Origin of the sequence: Streptomyces sp. NPDC016309, assembly GCF_043077235.1 — a bacterium.
Lineage (GTDB): Bacteria > Actinomycetota > Actinomycetes > Streptomycetales > Streptomycetaceae > Streptomyces.
The window spans coordinates 360386-378506 of the sequence record NZ_JBIBSG010000008.1; the positions used below are offsets into that span (position 1 = coordinate 360386).

The 18121-nt window shown below is 73.4% G+C and carries 16 protein-coding genes; 9 read left to right on the forward strand and 7 right to left on the reverse strand.

Features of this window, described 5'->3' with window-relative positions:
* Window positions 1–49: 49 nt before the first annotated feature.
* On the forward strand, window positions 50–1390 hold the full coding sequence (locus ACF068_RS22300) for a hemolysin family protein (protein ID WP_392276005.1): 1341 nt from the start codon (window positions 50–52) through the stop codon (window positions 1388–1390).
* Window positions 1387–2628, forward strand: coding sequence for a hemolysin family protein (locus tag ACF068_RS22305; RefSeq protein WP_392276006.1), 1242 nt, complete (start codon window positions 1387–1389; stop codon window positions 2626–2628). Before ACF068_RS22300 ends, ACF068_RS22305 begins: the two co-directional genes overlap by 4 nt.
* 26 nt (window positions 2629–2654) lie before the next feature.
* On the opposite strand, the gene ACF068_RS22310 is transcribed toward ACF068_RS22305, so the two are convergent.
* Window positions 2655–4592 (reverse strand): AAA family ATPase, encoded by a 1938-nt coding sequence (locus tag ACF068_RS22310; RefSeq protein WP_392276007.1) that lies wholly within the window; start codon window positions 4590–4592, stop codon window positions 2655–2657.
* 410 nt (window positions 4593–5002) lie between these two features.
* Complete coding sequence (locus ACF068_RS22315; RefSeq protein WP_392276008.1) at window positions 5003–5605, reverse strand: uridine kinase; 603 nt, start codon at window positions 5603–5605, stop codon at window positions 5003–5005.
* Window positions 5606–5779: 174 nt separating this feature from the next.
* Between ACF068_RS22315 and ACF068_RS22320 the strand changes: the two genes are divergently transcribed.
* The 3 genes from ACF068_RS22320 to ACF068_RS22330 all read left to right on the forward strand — a co-directional run bounded on the left by ACF068_RS22320 (window position 5780) and on the right by ACF068_RS22330 (window position 8942).
* Window positions 5780–7171, forward strand: coding sequence for a C39 family peptidase (locus ACF068_RS22320; protein WP_392276009.1), 1392 nt, complete (start codon window positions 5780–5782; stop codon window positions 7169–7171).
* Between the two features lie 115 nt (window positions 7172–7286).
* The gene (locus tag ACF068_RS22325; protein WP_392276010.1) at window positions 7287–7433 is read left to right on the forward strand and encodes an SCO1431 family membrane protein; all 147 of its coding nucleotides are present in this window, start codon (window positions 7287–7289) and stop codon (window positions 7431–7433) included.
* A 336-nt stretch (window positions 7434–7769) separates the two neighbouring features.
* Window positions 7770–8942 carry an acyl-CoA dehydrogenase gene (locus ACF068_RS22330; protein ID WP_392276011.1) on the forward strand — a complete coding sequence of 391 codons (1173 nt, stop codon included), beginning with the start codon at window positions 7770–7772 and terminating at the stop codon, window positions 8940–8942.
* Window positions 8943–9454: 512 nt separating this feature from the next.
* On the opposite strand, the gene ACF068_RS22335 is transcribed toward ACF068_RS22330, so the two are convergent.
* Window positions 9455–9853, reverse strand: coding sequence for a hypothetical protein (locus ACF068_RS22335; RefSeq protein ID WP_392276012.1), 399 nt, complete (start codon window positions 9851–9853; stop codon window positions 9455–9457).
* 204 nt (window positions 9854–10057) lie between these two features.
* On the opposite strand from ACF068_RS22335, the gene ACF068_RS22340 reads away from it, so the two are divergent.
* The 4 genes from ACF068_RS22340 to fxsA all read left to right on the forward strand — a co-directional run bounded on the left by ACF068_RS22340 (window position 10058) and on the right by fxsA (window position 14368).
* A complete protein-coding gene (locus tag ACF068_RS22340) occupies window positions 10058–10498 on the forward strand; it encodes an Lrp/AsnC family transcriptional regulator (protein WP_392276013.1) in 441 nt (146 codons plus the stop codon).
* A gap of 22 nt (window positions 10499–10520) precedes the next feature.
* Window positions 10521–12146, forward strand: a complete 1626-nt coding sequence (locus ACF068_RS22345; RefSeq protein WP_392276014.1) for an amidohydrolase — start codon at window positions 10521–10523, stop codon at window positions 12144–12146.
* A 660-nt stretch (window positions 12147–12806) separates the two neighbouring features.
* Window positions 12807–13712: a polyprenol monophosphomannose synthase gene (locus ACF068_RS22350; RefSeq protein ID WP_392276015.1), complete on the forward strand. Its 906-nt coding sequence runs from the start codon at window positions 12807–12809 to the stop codon at window positions 13710–13712.
* 56 nt (window positions 13713–13768) lie between these two features.
* A complete protein-coding gene (gene fxsA, locus ACF068_RS22355; RefSeq protein ID WP_392276016.1) occupies window positions 13769–14368 on the forward strand; it encodes an FxsA family membrane protein in 600 nt (199 codons plus the stop codon).
* A gap of 186 nt (window positions 14369–14554) precedes the next feature.
* On the opposite strand, the gene ACF068_RS22360 is transcribed toward fxsA, so the two are convergent.
* The 4 genes from ACF068_RS22360 to ACF068_RS22375 all read right to left on the reverse strand — a co-directional run bounded on the left by ACF068_RS22360 (window position 14555) and on the right by ACF068_RS22375 (window position 18034).
* On the reverse strand, window positions 14555–14929 hold the full coding sequence (locus ACF068_RS22360; RefSeq protein WP_026278069.1) for an RNA polymerase-binding protein RbpA: 375 nt from the start codon (window positions 14927–14929) through the stop codon (window positions 14555–14557).
* Between the two features lie 255 nt (window positions 14930–15184).
* The gene (locus ACF068_RS22365) at window positions 15185–16543 is read right to left on the reverse strand and encodes an MFS transporter (protein ID WP_392276017.1); all 1359 of its coding nucleotides are present in this window, start codon (window positions 16541–16543) and stop codon (window positions 15185–15187) included.
* 40 nt (window positions 16544–16583) lie between these two features.
* Window positions 16584–17357, reverse strand: coding sequence for a glycerophosphodiester phosphodiesterase family protein (locus ACF068_RS22370; RefSeq protein WP_392276018.1), 774 nt, complete (start codon window positions 17355–17357; stop codon window positions 16584–16586).
* Window positions 17354–18034, reverse strand: coding sequence for a YitT family protein (locus tag ACF068_RS22375; RefSeq protein WP_392276019.1), 681 nt, complete (start codon window positions 18032–18034; stop codon window positions 17354–17356). The genes ACF068_RS22370 and ACF068_RS22375 overlap by 4 nt, the downstream gene beginning before the upstream one ends.
* Window positions 18035–18121: the final 87 nt, after the last annotated feature.

Genomic DNA, 18121 nt, shown 5'->3' on the forward strand with positions numbered 1-18121 from the left:
ACGGATCGTCCGGTAGTACCTGCGCCGCCCCCTCCGAGGAGTCGGCGGCATGACCATCCCCCTCCTGCTGCTCGCCGCGGCATTCCTCCTGATCCTCGCCAACGGCTTCTTCGTGGCGGCCGAGTTCGGCCTCGTCACCGTGGAACGGGCGGACGCCGAACGCGCCGCCGCCGAGGGCGACCGGCGGGCCCGCACGGTCGTGACGTCCCTGCGGGAGCTGTCCTTCCAGCTGTCCGGCACGCAGCTCGGCATCACCATCACCTCGCTCGTCGTCGGCATGCTCGCCGAACCGGCGCTCGCGCGGCTCCTCGACGGGCCGCTGACCGCCACGGGACTGCCCGCGGGGGCCGTCTCCGGCGCCGCGGTGGTGATCGGCATGCTGGGCGCGTCCGCCGTCCAGATGGTGATCGGCGAGCTGGTCCCGAAGAACTGGGCCGTCTCCCGGCCCCTGCACGTGGCACGCTTCGTCGCCGGCCCGCAGGCGCTGTTCTCGTCCGCCTTCCGGCCGGTCATCACCCTGCTCAACGCCGCCGCCAACCGCCTCGTGCGGCTGCTGGGCGTCGAGCCCACCGAGGAGCTCGCCTCCGCCCGTACCCCCGGCGAGCTGGTCTCGCTCGCCCGGCACTCGGCACGGGCCGGCGCCCTCGAACAGGACACGGCCGACCTCTTCGTACGCACCCTCTCGCTGGGCGGGCTCACCGCGCAGCACCTGATGACCCCGCGCGTGAAGGTCAACGCCCTGCGCACCGACGCCACGGCCGCGGACGTCGTCAACCTCACCCGGGCCACCGGCCTGTCGCGCTTCCCGGTCTACCGGGACCGCATCGACGAGATCGTCGGCATGGTCCACCTCAAGGACGCGCTCGCCGTGCCCGGACACGAGCGGCTGCGCACCCCGGTGGGCCGGGTCGCCGTCCCTCCGCTGCTGGTCCCCGAGACCCTGCCCGCCCAGGCACTGCTGGAGCGGCTGCGCAGTGAGCAGCCGATCGCCGTCGTCGTCGACGAGTACGGCGGCACCGCCGGCGTCGTCACCCTGGAGGACATCGTCGAGGAACTCGTCGGCGAGGTCCGCGACGAGCACGACGCCGAGGCCGACGACCTGCCCGAACTCGCCGCCGTCGCGGCCGAGGACGGCCATGCCGCGTGGGAGGCCGACGGCAGTTGCCGCGTCCACACCCTGAAGCGGATAGGCCTCGACGTCCCCGACGGGCCGTACGAGACCGTCGCCGGGCTCGTGGCCGACCTGCTCGGCCGCATCCCCGCCCCCGGCGACCGCGCCGAACTGCCCGGCTGGCGCCTCTCCGTGCGCCAGGTGGACCGGTACCGAGCCGAACGCGTGCGGCTGGTCCGCACGGCGGACGCCGGTGTCATGACGGAGGCGGTCCGATGAGCGTCCTCCAGCTCCTCTTCGCCGGCCTGCTCGTGCTCGCGAACGGCTTCTTCGTCGGTGCCGAGTTCGCCCTCGTCTCGGTACGCCGCAGCCAGATCGAGCCCCTCGGCCCCGGCTCCAAGCGGGCCCGGCAGGTCCTGTACGGCCTGGAGAACCTGCCGCGGATGATGGCCGCCGCGCAGTTCGGCATCACCGTCTGCTCGCTCACCCTGGGCGCGGTCGCCGAACCGACGGTGGCGCACCTGCTGGAGCCGGTCTTCCACGCGGTACGGCTGCCCGAGGGCCTGGTCCATCCACTGGGCTACGTCATCGCGCTCGCCGTGGTGGTCTTCCTGCACCTCGTCATCGGCGAGATGCTGCCGAAGAACCTGGCCATGGCGGCGCCCGAGAGGACCGCGCTGTGGCTCAGCCCCGGGCTGGTCGGCTTCGCCCGGCTGTGCCGTCCGGTGACGGCGGCGCTGGGCGCGTGCTCCCGGCTGGTGCTGAAGGCCTTCCGGGTGGAGCCCAAGGACGAGGTGGAGGCGGTCTTCACCCGTGCCCAGCTCGGCCGGCTCGTCGAGGACGCCGGCCAGGCCGGGCTGCTCGACCCGGCCGAACAGGAACGCCTGGAGGACGCCCTGGAACTGGGCAGCCGCCCGGTGTCCGACGTCCTCATCCCGCGTCCGTCCCTGGTGACGGTCACCCCGTCGGTCACACCCGCCGAGGTCGAGGAGCTCACCGTCCGCACCGGGTACTCCCGGTTCCCGGTGTGCGCGGAGGGCGGGGGAGGGGGCTTCATGGGGTTCGTGCACGTCAAGGACGTGCTGGACCTGGAGGACGCCGGCCGCGCCGTACCGCAGCACGTCTGGCGGCCGATGGCCACGCTGCGGGCGGAGCTGCCGCTCGACGACGCCCTCACCGTGATGCGCCGCGCGGCCACGCACCTGGCGCAGGTCGCCGACGCGTCGGGCCGCATCCTGGGCCTGGTCGCCCTGGAGGACGTCCTGGAAATGCTGGTCGGCGAGGTACGCGACCCGGCACACCGCTCGGCCGCGCCACCGGTCCCGATGGTCGCCCCCGCGCCCCCGGCCGGCTCCCCGGACGACGACCGCGACCGGGACCTGGACCGGGGGACGGGGCCGGGCACGGCAACGGGCGGGAACCAGGAGCCGGGTCCGGACCGGAACCAGGAGCCGCTCGCCGGAGCGCCGTCGGAGCAGCCCTCCGGCTCCGCCAGCAAGGGCGTCCTGACCGCCTGATCCGCCCGGGGCGCACCCCGCCCGGGTCAGTAGCCGCCCGGCGGGTCCTGGGGGCCGCGGTTCGAGGGACCGCGGCCCGACAGGACCTCGCCGTACGCCTGCATCAGGTCCGGCAGGCGCAGCGTGGCGAGGTCCTCGCGGGTGGGCGTCACGGTGTAGCCGGACAGCCGCAGGTCCCGGTAGGCGCACGACTTCTCGTACAGCGTGCGCAGGAACCGGCCGTTGCCCAGCTCGTCGATCCAGCCCTGCTCGACGACGTGGCCGCTGATGGAGCGCAGCTCGTCGAGGGCCTCCTCGTCCCAGACGTCGTCGTTCGCCGCGGCCAGCACCTGGCCGATGGCGGTCAGCTCGGCGGGCCGGTACGAGGGGAAGTCGACCCGGGTGGTGAAGCGGGACGACAGACCGGGGTTGGCGGCGAGCAGCCGGTCCATGCCCTCCGGGTAGCCGGCGAGGATGACCACCAGGTGGTCGCGGTTGTCCTCGGCGCGCTTGAGCAGCACCTGGAGCGCCTCGTCGCCGTAGGCGTCGCCCTTGCTGTAGCCGGAGTTCGACAGCGAGTACGCCTCGTCGACGAACAGCACCCCGCCCAGCGCCGAGTCGATCAGCTCGTTGGCCTTCACGGCGGTCTGCCCCAGGAACTCCCCGACCAGGTCGGACCGCTGGGCCTCCACGAGGTGGTCGCCGCCGAGCAGCCCGAGCGCGTAGAAGACCCGGCCGAGGATCCTGGCGACGGTGGTCTTCCCGGTGCCGGAGGGACCGGAGAAGACAAAGTGACGTTTCGGCGGCTGGACCGGAAGCCCCTGCTCGGCCCGCAGCCTCGCCATCTCGAGCTGCGCCGACAGCGCCTTCACCTGCCGCTTGACCGGCTCCATGCCCACCATGCGCTCCAGCTCGGCGAGCGCCTCCGCCAGCAGCGCCGGATCGGTGGGGCTCGCCGGGAACGCCGGGGTCCGCGGCCGGCCGGGACCGGGCGCCTGCTCCCGTACGCCGTGGGCGGGGGCGGGCGGTTGGGCAGGTGCCTGGCCCGGCGGCTGCCCCCCGCCCTGCGCCTGCCCCGGCGGCTGCTGCGGGTCGCCGCCCAGACGGAGCCCGTCGCCGGGCGGGGCGTCCGGGACGTCGGGGAGGTCCGCCGCGTCCTGCCCGAAGCCGGCCAGGGAGACGGCGGCCAGGTCGGCCACCGGGTCGTCGGTCCCGTCGAACCCGTCGTACTCGGCGATCGCGGCGAGTCGCGCGGCCGTGTCCATGAAGGCCGGGTCGATCCGGTGCACCGCCCGGTACAGGGGGAGGGCGGCGGCGCTGCGGCCGGTGCCCTCGCGCGCGCGGGCGAGCCAGTAGCGCAGCTCCTTGCGCTGCGGCTGCTCGCTGCGGCAGCGCATCAGGGCGGCGGCCAGCAGCGGCTCCGCCTGCCCGTACATCTCCAGGCGCACCCGGGCCATGCCGCCGAACAGCCCGGCCTCGATGCCGAGCAGCGGATCGCCCACCAGCGGTTCGGTGTGGCGCACGAGCTGGTCCCAGTCCTTGACCAGGTAGGCCCGGCAGGCGTGCAGGAAGCGCACCTGCGGGTCGGCGTCCACGGGCGGCAGCCCCGCCAGCGCCCGGTCCAGCTCCGGCACGTGGCGGCCGTCGAGCCAGTGGGAGGCGTGGGCGAGCAGCAGGTCGCGCGGGGACTCCAGCACGGGCTGGACCCACCAGCCCAGCCAGTACCAGGAGTTCAGCGTCCGGCGATAGCGGGCCCGCTGCTCACCGAACCGGTCCCGGTTGCGGTACATCCGCAGCAGCGCGGTGGTCGTGTCGACGCGCAGCGCGTGCAGTCCGAGCCAGCCGTCGGCCATGCCGGGATCGATCCGGACCGCCGCCCGGAACTCCTCCTCCGCCTGCGGATACGCACCCATGGTGTAGGCGTCCACGCCACGCAGCCAGGCGAGGTCGGCCGGGGCGTGCGTGCCCTGCGTGCCGATGTCCATCGGGTCCCCCACAAACCGTGTCCCCGTACCTGTCCGCCGGGCGGCCGCCCGCCGGAAGCGTTCCCAATCGCCCTCTCATCAACGGGATTTGACCGCACCGAGGGGCATCGTACCTGCACGGGGAGTGTTCGTTTAAGAGCGCGAAGGGGCCCGCGAGCTTCCCGGGAATGGTGACCGACGGTGAGCGTCGGGTGCTCGAGCGGCGCCGGAATCGGCGGGGTGGGGGCAGAACGAAGCCCCCGATCACGGGGGAACAACCGGGGGCTTCGCGTCCGTGTCGGCTCCGAAAAGCCGCACATTGAGAACGTAAGACCTGTAAGCCCCGTCGGTCAAGCGAAGTTGGGGCACTCTGGAGGCTGATTTCCGACTGCTCAGTACGGTGGACCGGACGGGGGCCGGAGCCGGTTACGTCACGTGACGATGTGGTCCGGGCTCGCTGTCACAGACGGCCCCGGCAGCCACTCGTATCCCACGGTGCACTCGCGTACCAGGACGTCGGCGAAGGGCCGGGACGGGTCCGTCGCGAAATGCCGGGTCTCGGCCGCCGTCCATCCGTCCCAGAACGCCGATTGTGCCGGTCCGTCCCGGTGCCGGCCCCGCTCCCAGGACTCCACCGGGCCCCGTTCCATCCACAGCAGCCGGGCCAGAACGGGCCGCAGCGCCCGGCGTCCGGCGCCCACGCCCTCGACGAGGACGACCGGGGCCGGCGGGAGCGGCCGGGGCGGACCGAACCGCCGCAGATTCCAGTCGTACGGGTGAACGCGGGCGACCTCGCCACGGGTCAGCGGTTCGAGCACCTGCTCCCGGAGCCGGTCCGTCCAGGCGAACGGTTCCTCGTGGGTGGCGATGTCGTCCAGGTGGAGGACGGGAGCGCCACCGAGCGCCGCCGCCAGCCGGCCGGCGAACGTGGACTTGCCCGAGCCGGCGTGTCCGTCGACCGCGACCAGCCGGACGGGGCCGCACGAAGGCGGCAGCGCGCGCAGCGCGGCGGCGTGGCGGTCGAGGGCGTCCATGCGGCCACCCTACAAAGCCACAGGTGGAGACCAATATTCGTGGGGCGACGCGTGCCGCGGCGCTGGCCGATCCGCCGCCGGAACCGGGATAGTGGGCGGACCCGCCGTACGCACCTGTCGTACGCGCCGCCCTGACGTACCCGTCGAACATCCCGACCGACCGGGGGTCTCGCCATGACCAGTTCCCCGCCGCCCGAAGCGCCGTCGGCCGCCCGCAGGACCGTGCTGGCGGCCGCGCTCGCCGTGGTCGGCACCGCCGCGGCCTCCTCGGCGCCCGTCTCCGCCCTGACCGCCGGCGGCACCACCGGGGCCGCGGCCGGCCCCCGGGCGTCGTCCGGCTTCGTCGACAACCGCTTCTGGACCTCGTACACGGACTGGCGCACCGGCATCCGCGCCGGGACCCGCGCCGTCCTCTCCCAGCGCCCCGCGCTGGTGATCGACACCCCCGCCGGCCGCACCGACTACACCGATCCGCACACCGGCACGAAGGGCACCTGGGAGTACGCGACCTGGACCTCGCCCGAGCACATCCCCACCGCCCCCGCGACCGAGGTCATCGCTTCCTGGAACGCCGCCACCCCGGCCGGGACCTGGATCGCGGTCGAGCTGAAAGGCCGGTACCCGGACGGCTCCGAGACACCCTGGTACGTGATGGGCCGCTGGGCGGCCGGCGACGGCGACATCCGGCGCACCTCGGTGGACGGCCAGACGGACGGCAGGAGCAGCGTCTGGACCGACACCCTCGCCGTCGACGACACGGCGAGCGGGCTGCGCCTGGTCTCCTACCGGCTGCGGCTCACGCTCCACCGCCGGCCCGGCACCCGGCTCACCCCGGCCGTGTGGCGGGTGGGCGCCATGGCGTCCGACGTCCCGGACCGGTTCACGGTGCCCGCCTCCGAGCCGGGCGTGGCGCGCGAGCTGGTCGTCCCGCGCTACTCCCAGAACCTCCACATCGGGCAGTACCCGGAGTACGACAACGGCGGCGAGGCCTGGTGCAGCCCCACCTCCTCGCAGATGATCGTCGAGTACTGGGGCCGCCGGCCGACCGCGGAGGACCTGGCCTGGGTGGACCCCGCCTACGCCGACCCCCAGGTGTGCCACGCGGCCCGCTCCACCTTCGACCACCAGTACGACGGCTGCGGCAACTGGCCCTTCAACGCCGCCTACGCCGCCACCTACGACGGCCTGAGCGCCGTCGTCACGCGGCTGCGGTCGCTGACCGACCTGGAGACGCTGGTCCGGGCGGGTGTCCCGGCGATCACCTCGCAGTCCTTCCGGGCCGAGGAGCTGACGGGCGCCGGCTACGGCACGGCGGGCCACCTGATGACCGTGATCGGCTTCACCGAGGGCGGCGACGTGATCGCCAACGACCCCGCGTCCCCGAGCAACGAGGCCGTACGCCGGGTCTACCGGCGCCGCGAGTGGGAGAACATCTGGCTGCGGACCAAGCGCTACAACGCCACCGGAAAGGTGGTCTCCGGCACGGGCGGCGTCTGCTACCTGTACTGGCCCGCCCGTCCGACGACCGCGCAGCGCCGGGCCCTGGCGGCGGTCGGCGTCCGCTGAGCGGGGCCGGACAGCGGCGGACGGCCCCGGGACCGTGATGAACGTCTCTACCCCGGGGCCCGTCCGCGCTGGCACTGTGGAGGGCGTCCCCCAACGGTCGACAGAGCGGGAAACCATGACCACCAACGCCGCTGCCCTCGCCGCCCCCAGGGCCCGTACCGGCGGGCCGAAGGACGACGGCCCCGAGCTGCTGGAGCACATCCTGGGCTGGGTGCTCGTCGTCGTCCTCGCCATGCTGGTCACGCGGCTCGGCCTGATCTGACGGCCCCGGCGATCCGGGCGGCGGGTCCGCTCCCGGACGGAGCGGATCAGCTCCCCGTTCGCGGTGCCGCCCGGAGACGTGGAAGCCCATGCCGAGCAGCGGTTTTCACGCCGGCACCCCCAGGCCCTCGAGCTTCCGGACCGTCGCGTCCCCGTGGCATCCCGGCCCACCGGTGACGGGAGCCACTCGATCGGGCATACTCAACCCGCCACAGCCGCTGGTCAGCCGGTTCCGTGATCCGGGAAGGCAGCATCGGCGAAGCAGTGAGACCCGGCGGCGCCGCCCTACCCTTCGCGCGCGCCCGCCGCAGCGCCCGATAGGGAGGAGAGCGCCCCCATGTCCGACCGCGCCCCGCAGCCGGTGGAACGACAGCTGCCCACCGAGGAATCCAGGGACCTCGTCGCCCTGGTTCGTGACATCGTCCAGCGGGAGATCGCACCGCGCGCGGCGGAGGAAGAGGACGCCGGACGCTTCCCGCGCGAGGTCTTCACCCTGCTCTCCGAAGCCGGTCTGCTCGGCCTGCCGTACGACTCCGCCTTCGGCGGCGGCGACCAGCCGTACGAGGTCTACCTCCAGGTCCTCGAAGAGCTCGCCGCCGCCCGGCTCACTGTGGGCCTCGGGGTGAGCGTCCACTCCCTCGCCTGCCACGCCCTCGCGGGCTACGGCACCAAGGAGCAGCGGACCGAGCACCTGGCGGCCATGCTGGGCGGCGGGCTCCTCGGCGCCTACTGCCTGTCCGAGCCCTCCTCCGGCTCGGACGCCGCCTCGCTGCGCACCAAGGCCGTCCGCGAGGGCGACGACTGGGTCATCACCGGCACCAAGGCGTGGATCACCCACGGCGGCGTCGCCGACTTCTACACGGTCCTGGCCCGCACGGGCGTCGAAGGCCCGCGCGGCATCACCGCCTTCCTGGTCCCCGGCGACGCGGACGGCCTCTCGGCCGCCGCGCCGGAGAAGAAGATGGGCATGAAGGGCTCACCCACCGCCCAGCTCCACTTCGACGGCGTGCGCGTCCCCGACGCGCGCCGCATCGGCGACGAGGGCCAGGGTTTCGCCATCGCCCTGTCGGCGCTGGACTCGGGCCGGCTCGGCATCGCCGCGTGCGCCATCGGCGTCGCCCAGGCGGCGCTGGACGAAGCGCTCACCTACGCCACCGGCCGGAAGCAGTTCGGCCGCCCCATCGCCGACTTCCAGGGCCTGCGCTTCATGCTGGCCGACATGGCCACCCAGGTCGAGGCGGGACGCGCGCTGTACCTGTCCGCGGCCCGGCTGCGCGACGCCGGCCTGCCGTTCTCCCGGGAGGCGGCCATGGCCAAGCTCTTCTGCACGGACGCGGCGATGAAGGTCACCACCGACGCGGTGCAGGTACTGGGCGGCTACGGCTACACCGCCGACTTCCCCGTCGAGCGCTACATGCGTGAGGCCAAGGTGCTCCAGATCGTCGAGGGCACCAACCAGATCCAGCGGATGGTCATCGCCCGTCACGTCGTGGGCCCCGAGAGCCGCTGATCTCCCCGGGCAGCGCCCACACCGGGGCCGCCGTGAGCCGGGACCACTCCTGGTCGCGGCGGCCCGGCAGCGTCTTGCCGCTGCCGGCCCACTGACGGACCAGCGCCCGGTAGATGGGCGGGTCGGAGGACTGCGGAACCGATTCTTCCGTACCCGGGACCATGCGGCTCGCACCGTAGCCGCTCGTCGGGTACGTCGGGTACGTCGAGTGCAGCGAGGTCATGCCCGGCCAACGCCGGGCGGTCCCGCCTGGTCACCCCCCGGCGCATTCGGGCGCCAGTTCACCCCCGACCGCCGAGCCCGTACGGGGAGGTCGCCCCCATCGCGCACCGGTGCGCCGAACCCGGTTGACGCACCGTCACATCCCTGTGGGGTCAACAGCCATGGGGGCGGAGGACGGTGAGGTCCCCGCGCCCCCGCCGTGCTCAGGGCGAGGACGCGGGACCGTCACCAAGTGATCCGGGTGGAGCCGGAGCGGCCGGCACGCGGGCCGGGCGCCGGGGCCGGACCCGTCAGGCCGCGCGCCCCATCCGCGGCATCCGGCGCTGCGTCGGGCGCGGCACCTTGATGGGCCGCGAACCGGGGCCGCCCACGTGCGAGAACGGCTGTGTGCGCCAGTCCAGCCCCTGCGGGAGGGTCAGCAGCAGGGCCGTGTCCTGCTCCTGGAGCTCCAGGGACTCGTCGGCCGGCCGCGCCTCCGACGCGGCCCGTCCCGTGCCCGTGCACACCGTCAGGACGAACGGGTTCCACGGCGTCGGGCACAGGGCGTGCTCCGGCAGCTCGTCCTCGTCCGCCAGCAGTGCGATGGGCTGCGAGCAGTCCGGGCAAATGACCCGGACCATTTCGAAAGTGTCGTACGCGTCGAGTTCGTCGTCCTCGTGGGATGCGACCGAATCAACAGGCTCCTGCATGGAGAATCTCCCCCTCGGGTGGGCCGACCAGGCTCTTGCGGCCTCGACCACAGCAACCAATTCCCTTCCACGCGCGCGGATAACCATCCGGTCACGAAGGACGCCTGCCGCAAACCTGTGGCCTTCGTCACATGCCGCCCGCAGGTGCCCTTCCGGGGCGCCTCCGACTGTGCCGCGGGGCACCCGGGGCAATAGGTTGACCGCATGGAGGAGCTGGATCGTCAGATCGTCGAGTTGCTCGTCAAGGACGGGCGCATGAGCTACACCGATCTGGGCAAGGCCACGGGCCTGTCCACCTCGGCGGTGCATCAGCGCGTCCGACGCCTCGAGCAGCGCGGAGTCATCCGCGGTTACGCCGCCGTCGTCGACCCCGAGGCGGTGGGCCTGCCGCTGACCGCGTTCATCTCGGTCAAACCGTTCGACCCCAGCGCCCCCGACGACATCGCGGACCGGCTCGCCGACATCGCCGAGATCGAGGCCTGCCACAGCGTGGCCGGCGACGAGAACTACATCCTCAAGGTGCGGGTCTCCACCCCGCTGGAGCTGGAGCACCTGCTCACCAGGATCCGTTCGCAGTCCGGCGTCTCCACCCGTACCACCGTGGTCCTGTCCACTCCGTACGAGGCCCGGCCCCCGCGCGTCTGACCAGGTATCTAGGCTGGTCGTCATGACCGAGAGCGCACACCGCACCGTGCTCCTGCGCGGCGGAGACGTCCACAGCCCCGCCGACCCCTTCGCCACCGCGATGGTCGTCGAACGCGGCCATGTCGCCTGGGTGGGGTCCGAGGGCGCCGCCGACGCCTTCGCCTCCGGCGTGGACGAGGTGATCGACCTCGAAGGCGCCCTGGTGACCCCCGCCTTCACCGACGCGCACGTCCACACCACGGCTACCGGGCTCGCCCTCACCGGCCTCGACCTGTCGGGCGCCCGCACGCTCGCCGAGGCTCTGGAGCGCGTACGGGCGCACAGCGCCGCGCGCCCCACCGACCGGGTCCTCCTCGGCCACGGCTGGGACGCCGCCCGCTGGCCCGAACAGCGCCCCCCGTCCCGTACCGAACTCGACGAGGCCACCGGCGGGCGCCCGCTCTACCTGCCGCGCGTCGACGTCCACTCCGCGGTCGTCACCACCGCCCTGCTGGACCTCGTCCCCGGCGTGACCGACCTGCCCGGACACCACCCGGACCAGCCGCTCACCGGCGCCGCCCACCACGCCGTACGGGCCGCCGCGCACGCCGCCGTCACCCCCGCCCAGCGCGCCGGCGCCCAGCGTGCCGCACTGGCCCGCGCCGCCTCCCTGGGCATCGGCACCGTCCACGAGTGCGCGGGCCCGGAGATCTCCGACGAGGACGACTTCACCGCTCTGCTGGCGCTGGCGGCCGAGGAGCCCGGCCTCCGGGTCGTCGGCTACTGGGCCGAGGCGGTGACCGGCGAGAAGGACGCCCGCCGCGTCCGCGGACTGGGCGCGGTCGGAGCGGCCGGGGACCTCTTCGTCGACGGCTCCCTCGGCTCGCACACCGCCTGCCTGCACCAGCCGTACGCCGACGCCGGGCACACCGGCACCGCCCACCTGGACGCCGCCGCCGTCGCCGCCCATGTCACCGCCTGCACCGAGGCCGGGCTCCAGGCGGGCTTCCACGCCATCGGGGACGCCGCCGTCAGCGCCGTCGTCGACGGCGTACGGGCGGCCGCCGAGGCGGTCGGCCTGGCACGCGTGCGTGCCGCCCGCCACCGCGTCGAGCACGCCGAGATGCTCACCCCGGAGACCATCGCCGCCTTCGCCGAGCTCGGCCTCACCGCCTCGGTACAGCCCGCCTTCGACGCCGCCTGGGGCGGGGAGGACGGGATGTACGCGCGGCGGCTGGGCGCCGAGCGGGCGCGCACGCTCAACCCGTACGCCGCGATGCTGCGCGCCGGCGTCCCCCTGGCCTTCGGCTCCGACAGCCCCGTCACCCCGCTGGACCCCTGGGGCACCGTCCGGGCCGCCGCCTTCCACCGCACGCCGGAGCACCGCATCTCGGTGCGGGCCGGCTTCACCGCCCACACCCGGGGCGGCTGGCGGGCCACCGGCCGGGACGACGCCGGCGTCCTGGTGCCGGGCGCGCCCGCCGACTACGCGGTCTGGCGCGCCGACGAACTGGTCGTCCAGGCACCCGACGACCGGGTCGCCCGCTGGTCCACCGACCCCCGTTCCGGAACGCCCGGCCTGCCCGACCTGACCCCGGGCGTGGACCTCCCCGTCTGCCTGCGGACCGTCGTCGGCGGACGTACCGTCTTCCTGCGACCGAACGAGTGACGTGACGGGGCCGCACGGTCCGGCCGGCTTCCCGCAGGGTCCCCCGCGACCTGCGGATCTTCCCCTCTGACCTGCTGTTTCTGTCAATCACCCCAGGTGGAACGACTGTTGACAGCGAGCGGTCGGCGGCGGGTAGGTTCGGCCGCGTCCACCACAGGACGTCCGACCGGCCGACCTCCACGCAGTCCTCGAACGCCGCTGGGCCATGGGGTGGTGCGCCGCACCGGCACACCACCACTGGGAGCCAGGTCCAGCGCCCGCGTGCCGGGGGCGAAGGGAGGCACCCGCCGGCCGGAGGTCCCCCCTGCTCCCCGGAGCCCGGGGAGGTGCGACCCGGGTGGGGCCCGGACGTTCAGTAGACAACGGCTCTCGGTCGACCCGCAGCCAGCGGGCCCCAGGTCGGCCCGAAGGACGTCGGGCCCCCATCCGCGCCCCGCCCGGCGCCCTCCCCACGCCCTCCGGCGCCCTTCCGTGCCGGCTCCGCGCCGCCCGCGGCACCGCCCGCCGCACGGGCCGTCGCGGCCGGTCCGGCCGCTTTGCGCACCGCGCCGCGACGGGCCGCGCCCCGGGCTCGCTATGGTGGTGATCCGTGTACGGACGTAAGGGGCAGCAGTGAACGACGGTGGCCAGAGGCGGTACGGCCCGCTCGGCAGAGCCTTGGTGATCATCCCGACCTACAACGAGGCCGAGAACATCAAGCCGATCGTGTCCCGGGTGCGCGCCGCCGTGCCGGACGTCGACGTCCTGGTCGCCGACGACAACAGCCCGGACGGCACCGGCAAGCTGGCCGACGAACTGGCCGCCGAGGACGCGCACGTCCACGTCCTGCACCGCAAGGGCAAGGAAGGCCTCGGGGCCGCCTACCTGGCGGGCTTCCGCTGGGGCATCGAGCGCGACTACGGCGTCCTCGTCGAGATGGACGCCGACGGCTCCCACCAGCCCGAGGAACTGCCCCGGCTGCTGACGGCCCTCAAGGGCGCCGATCTCGTGCTGGGCTCGCGCTGGGTCCCCGGCGGCCGGGTCGTGAACTGGCCCAAGTCCCGCGAGTTCCTCTCCCGCGGCGGCAGCACCTATTCCCGCCTGCTCCTCGACGTGCCCATCCGGGACGTCACCGGCGGATTCCGGGCTTTCCGCAAGGAGACCCTGGAGGGCCTGGGGCTCGACGAGGTCGCCTCCCAGGGCTACTGCTTCCAGGTCGACCTTGCGCGCCGCGCGGTGGCCGCCGGGTACCACGTCGTCGAGGTGCCCATCACCTTCGTGGAGCGGGAGCTCGGCGACTCCAAGATGAGCCGGGACATCGTCGTCGAGGCGCTGTGGCGGGTCACCGCGTGGGGCGTCGGGTCCCGCGCCGACCGCCTGCTCGGCCGCAAGCCGTCCGGCCCCGCCGCGGCCCCCCGCCCGGCCGCGCCGGCCGGCGGTGCCACCGGCTCCCCGGCCGGTGGCCCGGCGGAGACGGCGGCCTCCGGGAGCGCCGGTTCCGCCGGTTCCGCCGGGACCGACACGACCCGCGGGACCGACGGGGCTCAGGAGGCTCCTGGGGCCGACGGCGCCGCCGGCCGTGCCTGACGGTCACTGATCGTTCCTTTACGCCGTCCCGGCGGGCTCCCCGGCACACTGGGGGCATGACGACCGGCACCACGCCTCCTCCCGCCCGTACGCCGCGCTCACGCGCCCGCACCCTGGCCCCGCTCGGCCTCGCCGCCTGGCTGGTGCTCGAGATCTGGTTGCTGACCCTGGTGGCCGGCGCGGCGGGCGGCCTGACCGTGCTGCTCCTGCTCGTCGCCGGGGGCGTGCTCGGCGGTGCGGTGATCAAGCGGGCGGGGCGGCGGGCGTTCCGTACGCTGACCGAAACGCTCCAGCGGCAACAGGGCGGCGCGCCCGTGCCGGGCGCCGGTGCCGACCGGACCGGCACCGGGAACGGGTTCCTGATGCTCGGCGGGCTGCTGCTGATGCTGCCGGGCCTGATCTCGGACGTGGCCGGTCTGCTGCTGCTGGTTCCGGCCGTGCGGACGATCGCGGGCCGGTACGCGGAGAAGGCCCTGGAGCGGCGGATGCGAGCCGTCGCCGTGCCCGGTTACGGCTCCCTCGGTGACGCCTTCCAGCAGACGCGTACGCACCACGCCGGCGGCAAGGTCGTGCAGGGCGAGGTCATCCGCGACGAGGCGTCCCGGCAGCCGGGCGCCCACGGCGACGACGGGCCCCGCCCGCCGCTGACCCGCTGACCGCCGCCGGGTGTCGCCGTTCGCTGCCGCCGGCCGGACGGGACTTTCGCAACACGTCCTAGGGGCGGGCGGCAGCGCCCGGGACGCGGACGCGCGAACGCCGCGGGGCGGCGGTACACCAGGTGTACCGCCGCCCCGCGGCTGTTGCTCATGACGCCCGCTGTCGCGGACGCTGCTGTTGTGCGCCTACGCGGACTTCCGGCTGTCGCGCGGATGCACGGCGATGTTCATGGCGCCGGAGCGCAGGACCGCCAGCCTTTCGGCCAGCACCTCCTCGAGCTCCTCGCGGGTGCGCCGCTCCATGAGCATGTCCCAGTGCGTACGCGCCGGCTTGCCCTTCTTCTCCTCGGGGCCGTCCCCGTCAACGAGGAGTGCCTGGCTTCCGCAGACCTTGCACTCCCACTCCGGCGGAATTTCCGCCTCGACCGAGAACGGCATCTCGAAACGATGCCCCTTCTCGCATGCGTACTCCACGGCCTGGCGCGGGGCCAGATCGATGCCGCGGTCGGTCTCGTAGCTGGTCACCACGAGGCGCGTGCCGCGAAGAGCTCGCTCACTCATGAATCGTGCCTCCCGGGCTTGTCGCCCACAGGACAGGTGTCGCTGTCGTCGTCATCCGGTCAACGTCCGGTCGGCGGTAAAGATTCCCGTTGCGGGTCATGCGTCGCCCGTCGTGCCGCCCCTTGTTGTACCCACCAGTGCCCGGTTTGTCACATCTGGCAGCAGATGTCACCCAGCGTCTTTGCTTTCAGAGCACGCAGTAACGGTCCGCCTGGCAGGCCAAAGGCGTACACTACCGGCCTTTCACTTCCGCGTCTAAATCCGGTCCGGCACGGGGTTCCCCGCGGCGGCCACCGCCTGCCGTACGGGTACCCGCGCGAGGAGGATGAATCCGAGGACGAAGAAGATCACCAACGAGATGATGGCATCCCGGTAGCTGCCCGAGAGCTGGTAGGCGAGCCCGAACACCAGTGGCCCCAGCCAGCTGAGTCCCCGGTCGCTCATCTCGTACGCCGAGAAGTACTCGGCCTCCTTGCCGCGCGGCACCAGGTGGGAGAAGAGCGAACGCGACAGCGCCTGGCTGCCGCCCAGCACCAGCCCGATCGCCGCCGCCAGGACGTAGAAGAACACCGGCGCCCCCGACGGCAGGAAATAACCGGCCCCCAGGATCAGCGTCCACACGGCCAGCGAACCGAGGATCGTGCGCTTGGCGCCGTACGTGCGCGCCAGCCGCCCCATGCCCAGTGCTCCCACCACGGCCAGCACCTGTACCAGCAGTACGGCCGTGATCAGCGTCGTCTGGTCCAGCCCCAGTTCCTCGGAGCCGTAGACGGAAGCCTGTGAAATCACCGTCTGCACACCGTCGTTGTAGACGAGGTACGCGAGGAGGAAGGAGAGCGTCAGCGGATGCCGGCGCATGTCGCGCAGCGTGGACAGCAACTGCCGCCAGCCCGAACCGACCGCCCCGTCCCCGCCGGCCACCACGGCCCGGTCGCGCAGCCGCCGCAGCGGTACGAGGGTGAAGGCGCCCCACCACAGGCCGGCCGAGGCCAGGCAGATCCGCACCGCCTCCGGCTCCGAGAGCCCGAAGGATGCGTGGCCCGTGTACAGGACCAGGTCCAGGACGAGCACCAGGGCGCCCGACGTGTAACCGAAGGCCCACCCGCGCGAGGACACGGCGTCGCGCTCGGCGGGCTCGGCGATCTGCGGCAGGTAGGCGTTGTACAGCACCATCGACACCGCGAGTGAGGCGTTCGCCACGATCAGGAGGAAGGCGCCCAGCAGGTAGCGGTCCCCGTCCAGGAAGAACAGGCCCGCCGTGGCGGCCGCCCCCAGGTAGGCGGCGGCCGCCAGGAGCGGCTTCTTGCGGCCCGTACGGTCGGCCGCCGCACCCGCCAGCGGCATCACCAGGACCGCGAGGACCACCGACACCGAGACGGCGTACGGGAAGACGGAGCCCGCGCGGACCGGGATGCCGAGCGGGTGGACGAAACCGTCCGCGTCCGCCGCCGCCCTGGCGATAGACGTCAGGTAGGGGCCGACGAAGACCGTCAGCACACTCGTCGAATAGACGGAGCACGCGAAGTCGTAGAAATACCAGCCGCGTTGCTCCCGCCGGCGGTCGGAGGGCCCGGTCTCACCGGCGGCCCGGTCGTTTGTCGCGGCGTCGCTCATGCCCGCCCCCCTTGTTCGTCCCCGAGACGGGAGACATAGGTCAGGCCTGGACCCAGACACCCCGGTCTGTCAGTACCGTGCGCAACGTCTCCAGATGATCGGTCATGATGCCATCCACCCCGAGGTCCAGCAGAGCGGTCATCCGCACCGGATCGTTCACGGTCCACACGTGTACCTGGAGACCCCGTTCATGGGCGGCCCGCACGAACCGCCGGTCCACCACCCGGATCCCGTTCTGCGTCTCCGGCACCTGGGCCGCGACGGCACCCGCCCGCAGCGCCGCCGGGATTCCGTACGACCGCAGCCGCAGCCCCAGCACGCCCCGCACCCCGTACGAGGTGGCCAGCCGCGGCCCCGCCAGCCGCAGCGCCCTGGCGACCCGCCCCTCGTCGAACGAGCCGACGCACACCCGGTCCCAGGCGCCCGCCTTGCGCACCACCTCGATCAGCGGCTCCAGGGCGGGCTCCGCCTTGACGTCCACGTTCCAGCGGGCGTCCGGGAACTCCTCCAGCAGCTCCTCGAAGAGCGGGAGCGGCTCCTTGCCCGCCACGCGCGCGTGCCGCACGGCGCTCCAGGGCAGGTCCCGGATCCGGCCGTGGGTGTCCGTCACCCGGTCCAGGGTGGCGTCGTGGAACGCCACCAGCCGGCCGTCCGCGGTCGTGTGCACGTCCGTCTCGAAGTAGCGGTAGCCCGTCGCTGCGGCGCGCCGGAAGGCCGCCGCCGTGTTCTCCAGTCCGTCCGCCGCCCCGCCGCGATGGGCGAAGGGTATGGGGGTGGAGGGGTGGTCCAGATAGGGATGGCGTAGGCGAGTCACGGCCGCAGTATGGCCTGCCGGGGCTCCCCGGAGGCGACCACGGTGCTCACCGTGCCGCCGGGGACGGCGAAGACCCGCAGGAAGAACTGTGCCAGCGGGCCGATGGCCAGGGCGTACAGGACCGTACCGATCCCGAGGGAGCCGCCGAGCAGGAACCCGGTCACGACGACGGTGACCTCGATCGTCGTGCGGATCAGCCGGAGGGAACGGCCGGTGAGCCGGTGCAGACCCGTCATCAGGCCGTCGCGCGGGCCGGGGCCGAAGCGGGCGGCGATGTAGAGGCCGGTGGCCACCCCGTTGAGGACGATGCCGGCGGTCATCACCGGGATCTGCGCCACCGGCCCGTGGGCGTCCGGGACCAGCCACAGGGCCCCGTCCATGGCGACGCCGATGACCAGCACGTTGGAGACGGTGCCCAGGCCCGGCCTCTGGCGCAGCGGGATCCACAGGAGGAGGACCAGGGCGCCGACGACGGTCAGCACGGCGCCCATCGTCAGGCCGGTGCGTTCGGCGAGCCCCTGGTGCAGGACGTTCCACGGCTCCAGGCCGAGGCCGCTGCGGACCAGCAGGGCCGAACTGACCCCGTACAGGGTGAGGCCGGCGTAGAGCTGGAACAGCCGGCGGGTGAGGTGTGCGGGCGTGGGGCCGGGATCCGGTGAGCCGGATGTCGTCGACATGGGTTGTGCCCCCCGATGTGATGGTGGTGGACTGACTCATGCCACCCTGTGGCAGGGCTTTGGAGGCCAACCAGGTCCAATTCGAGG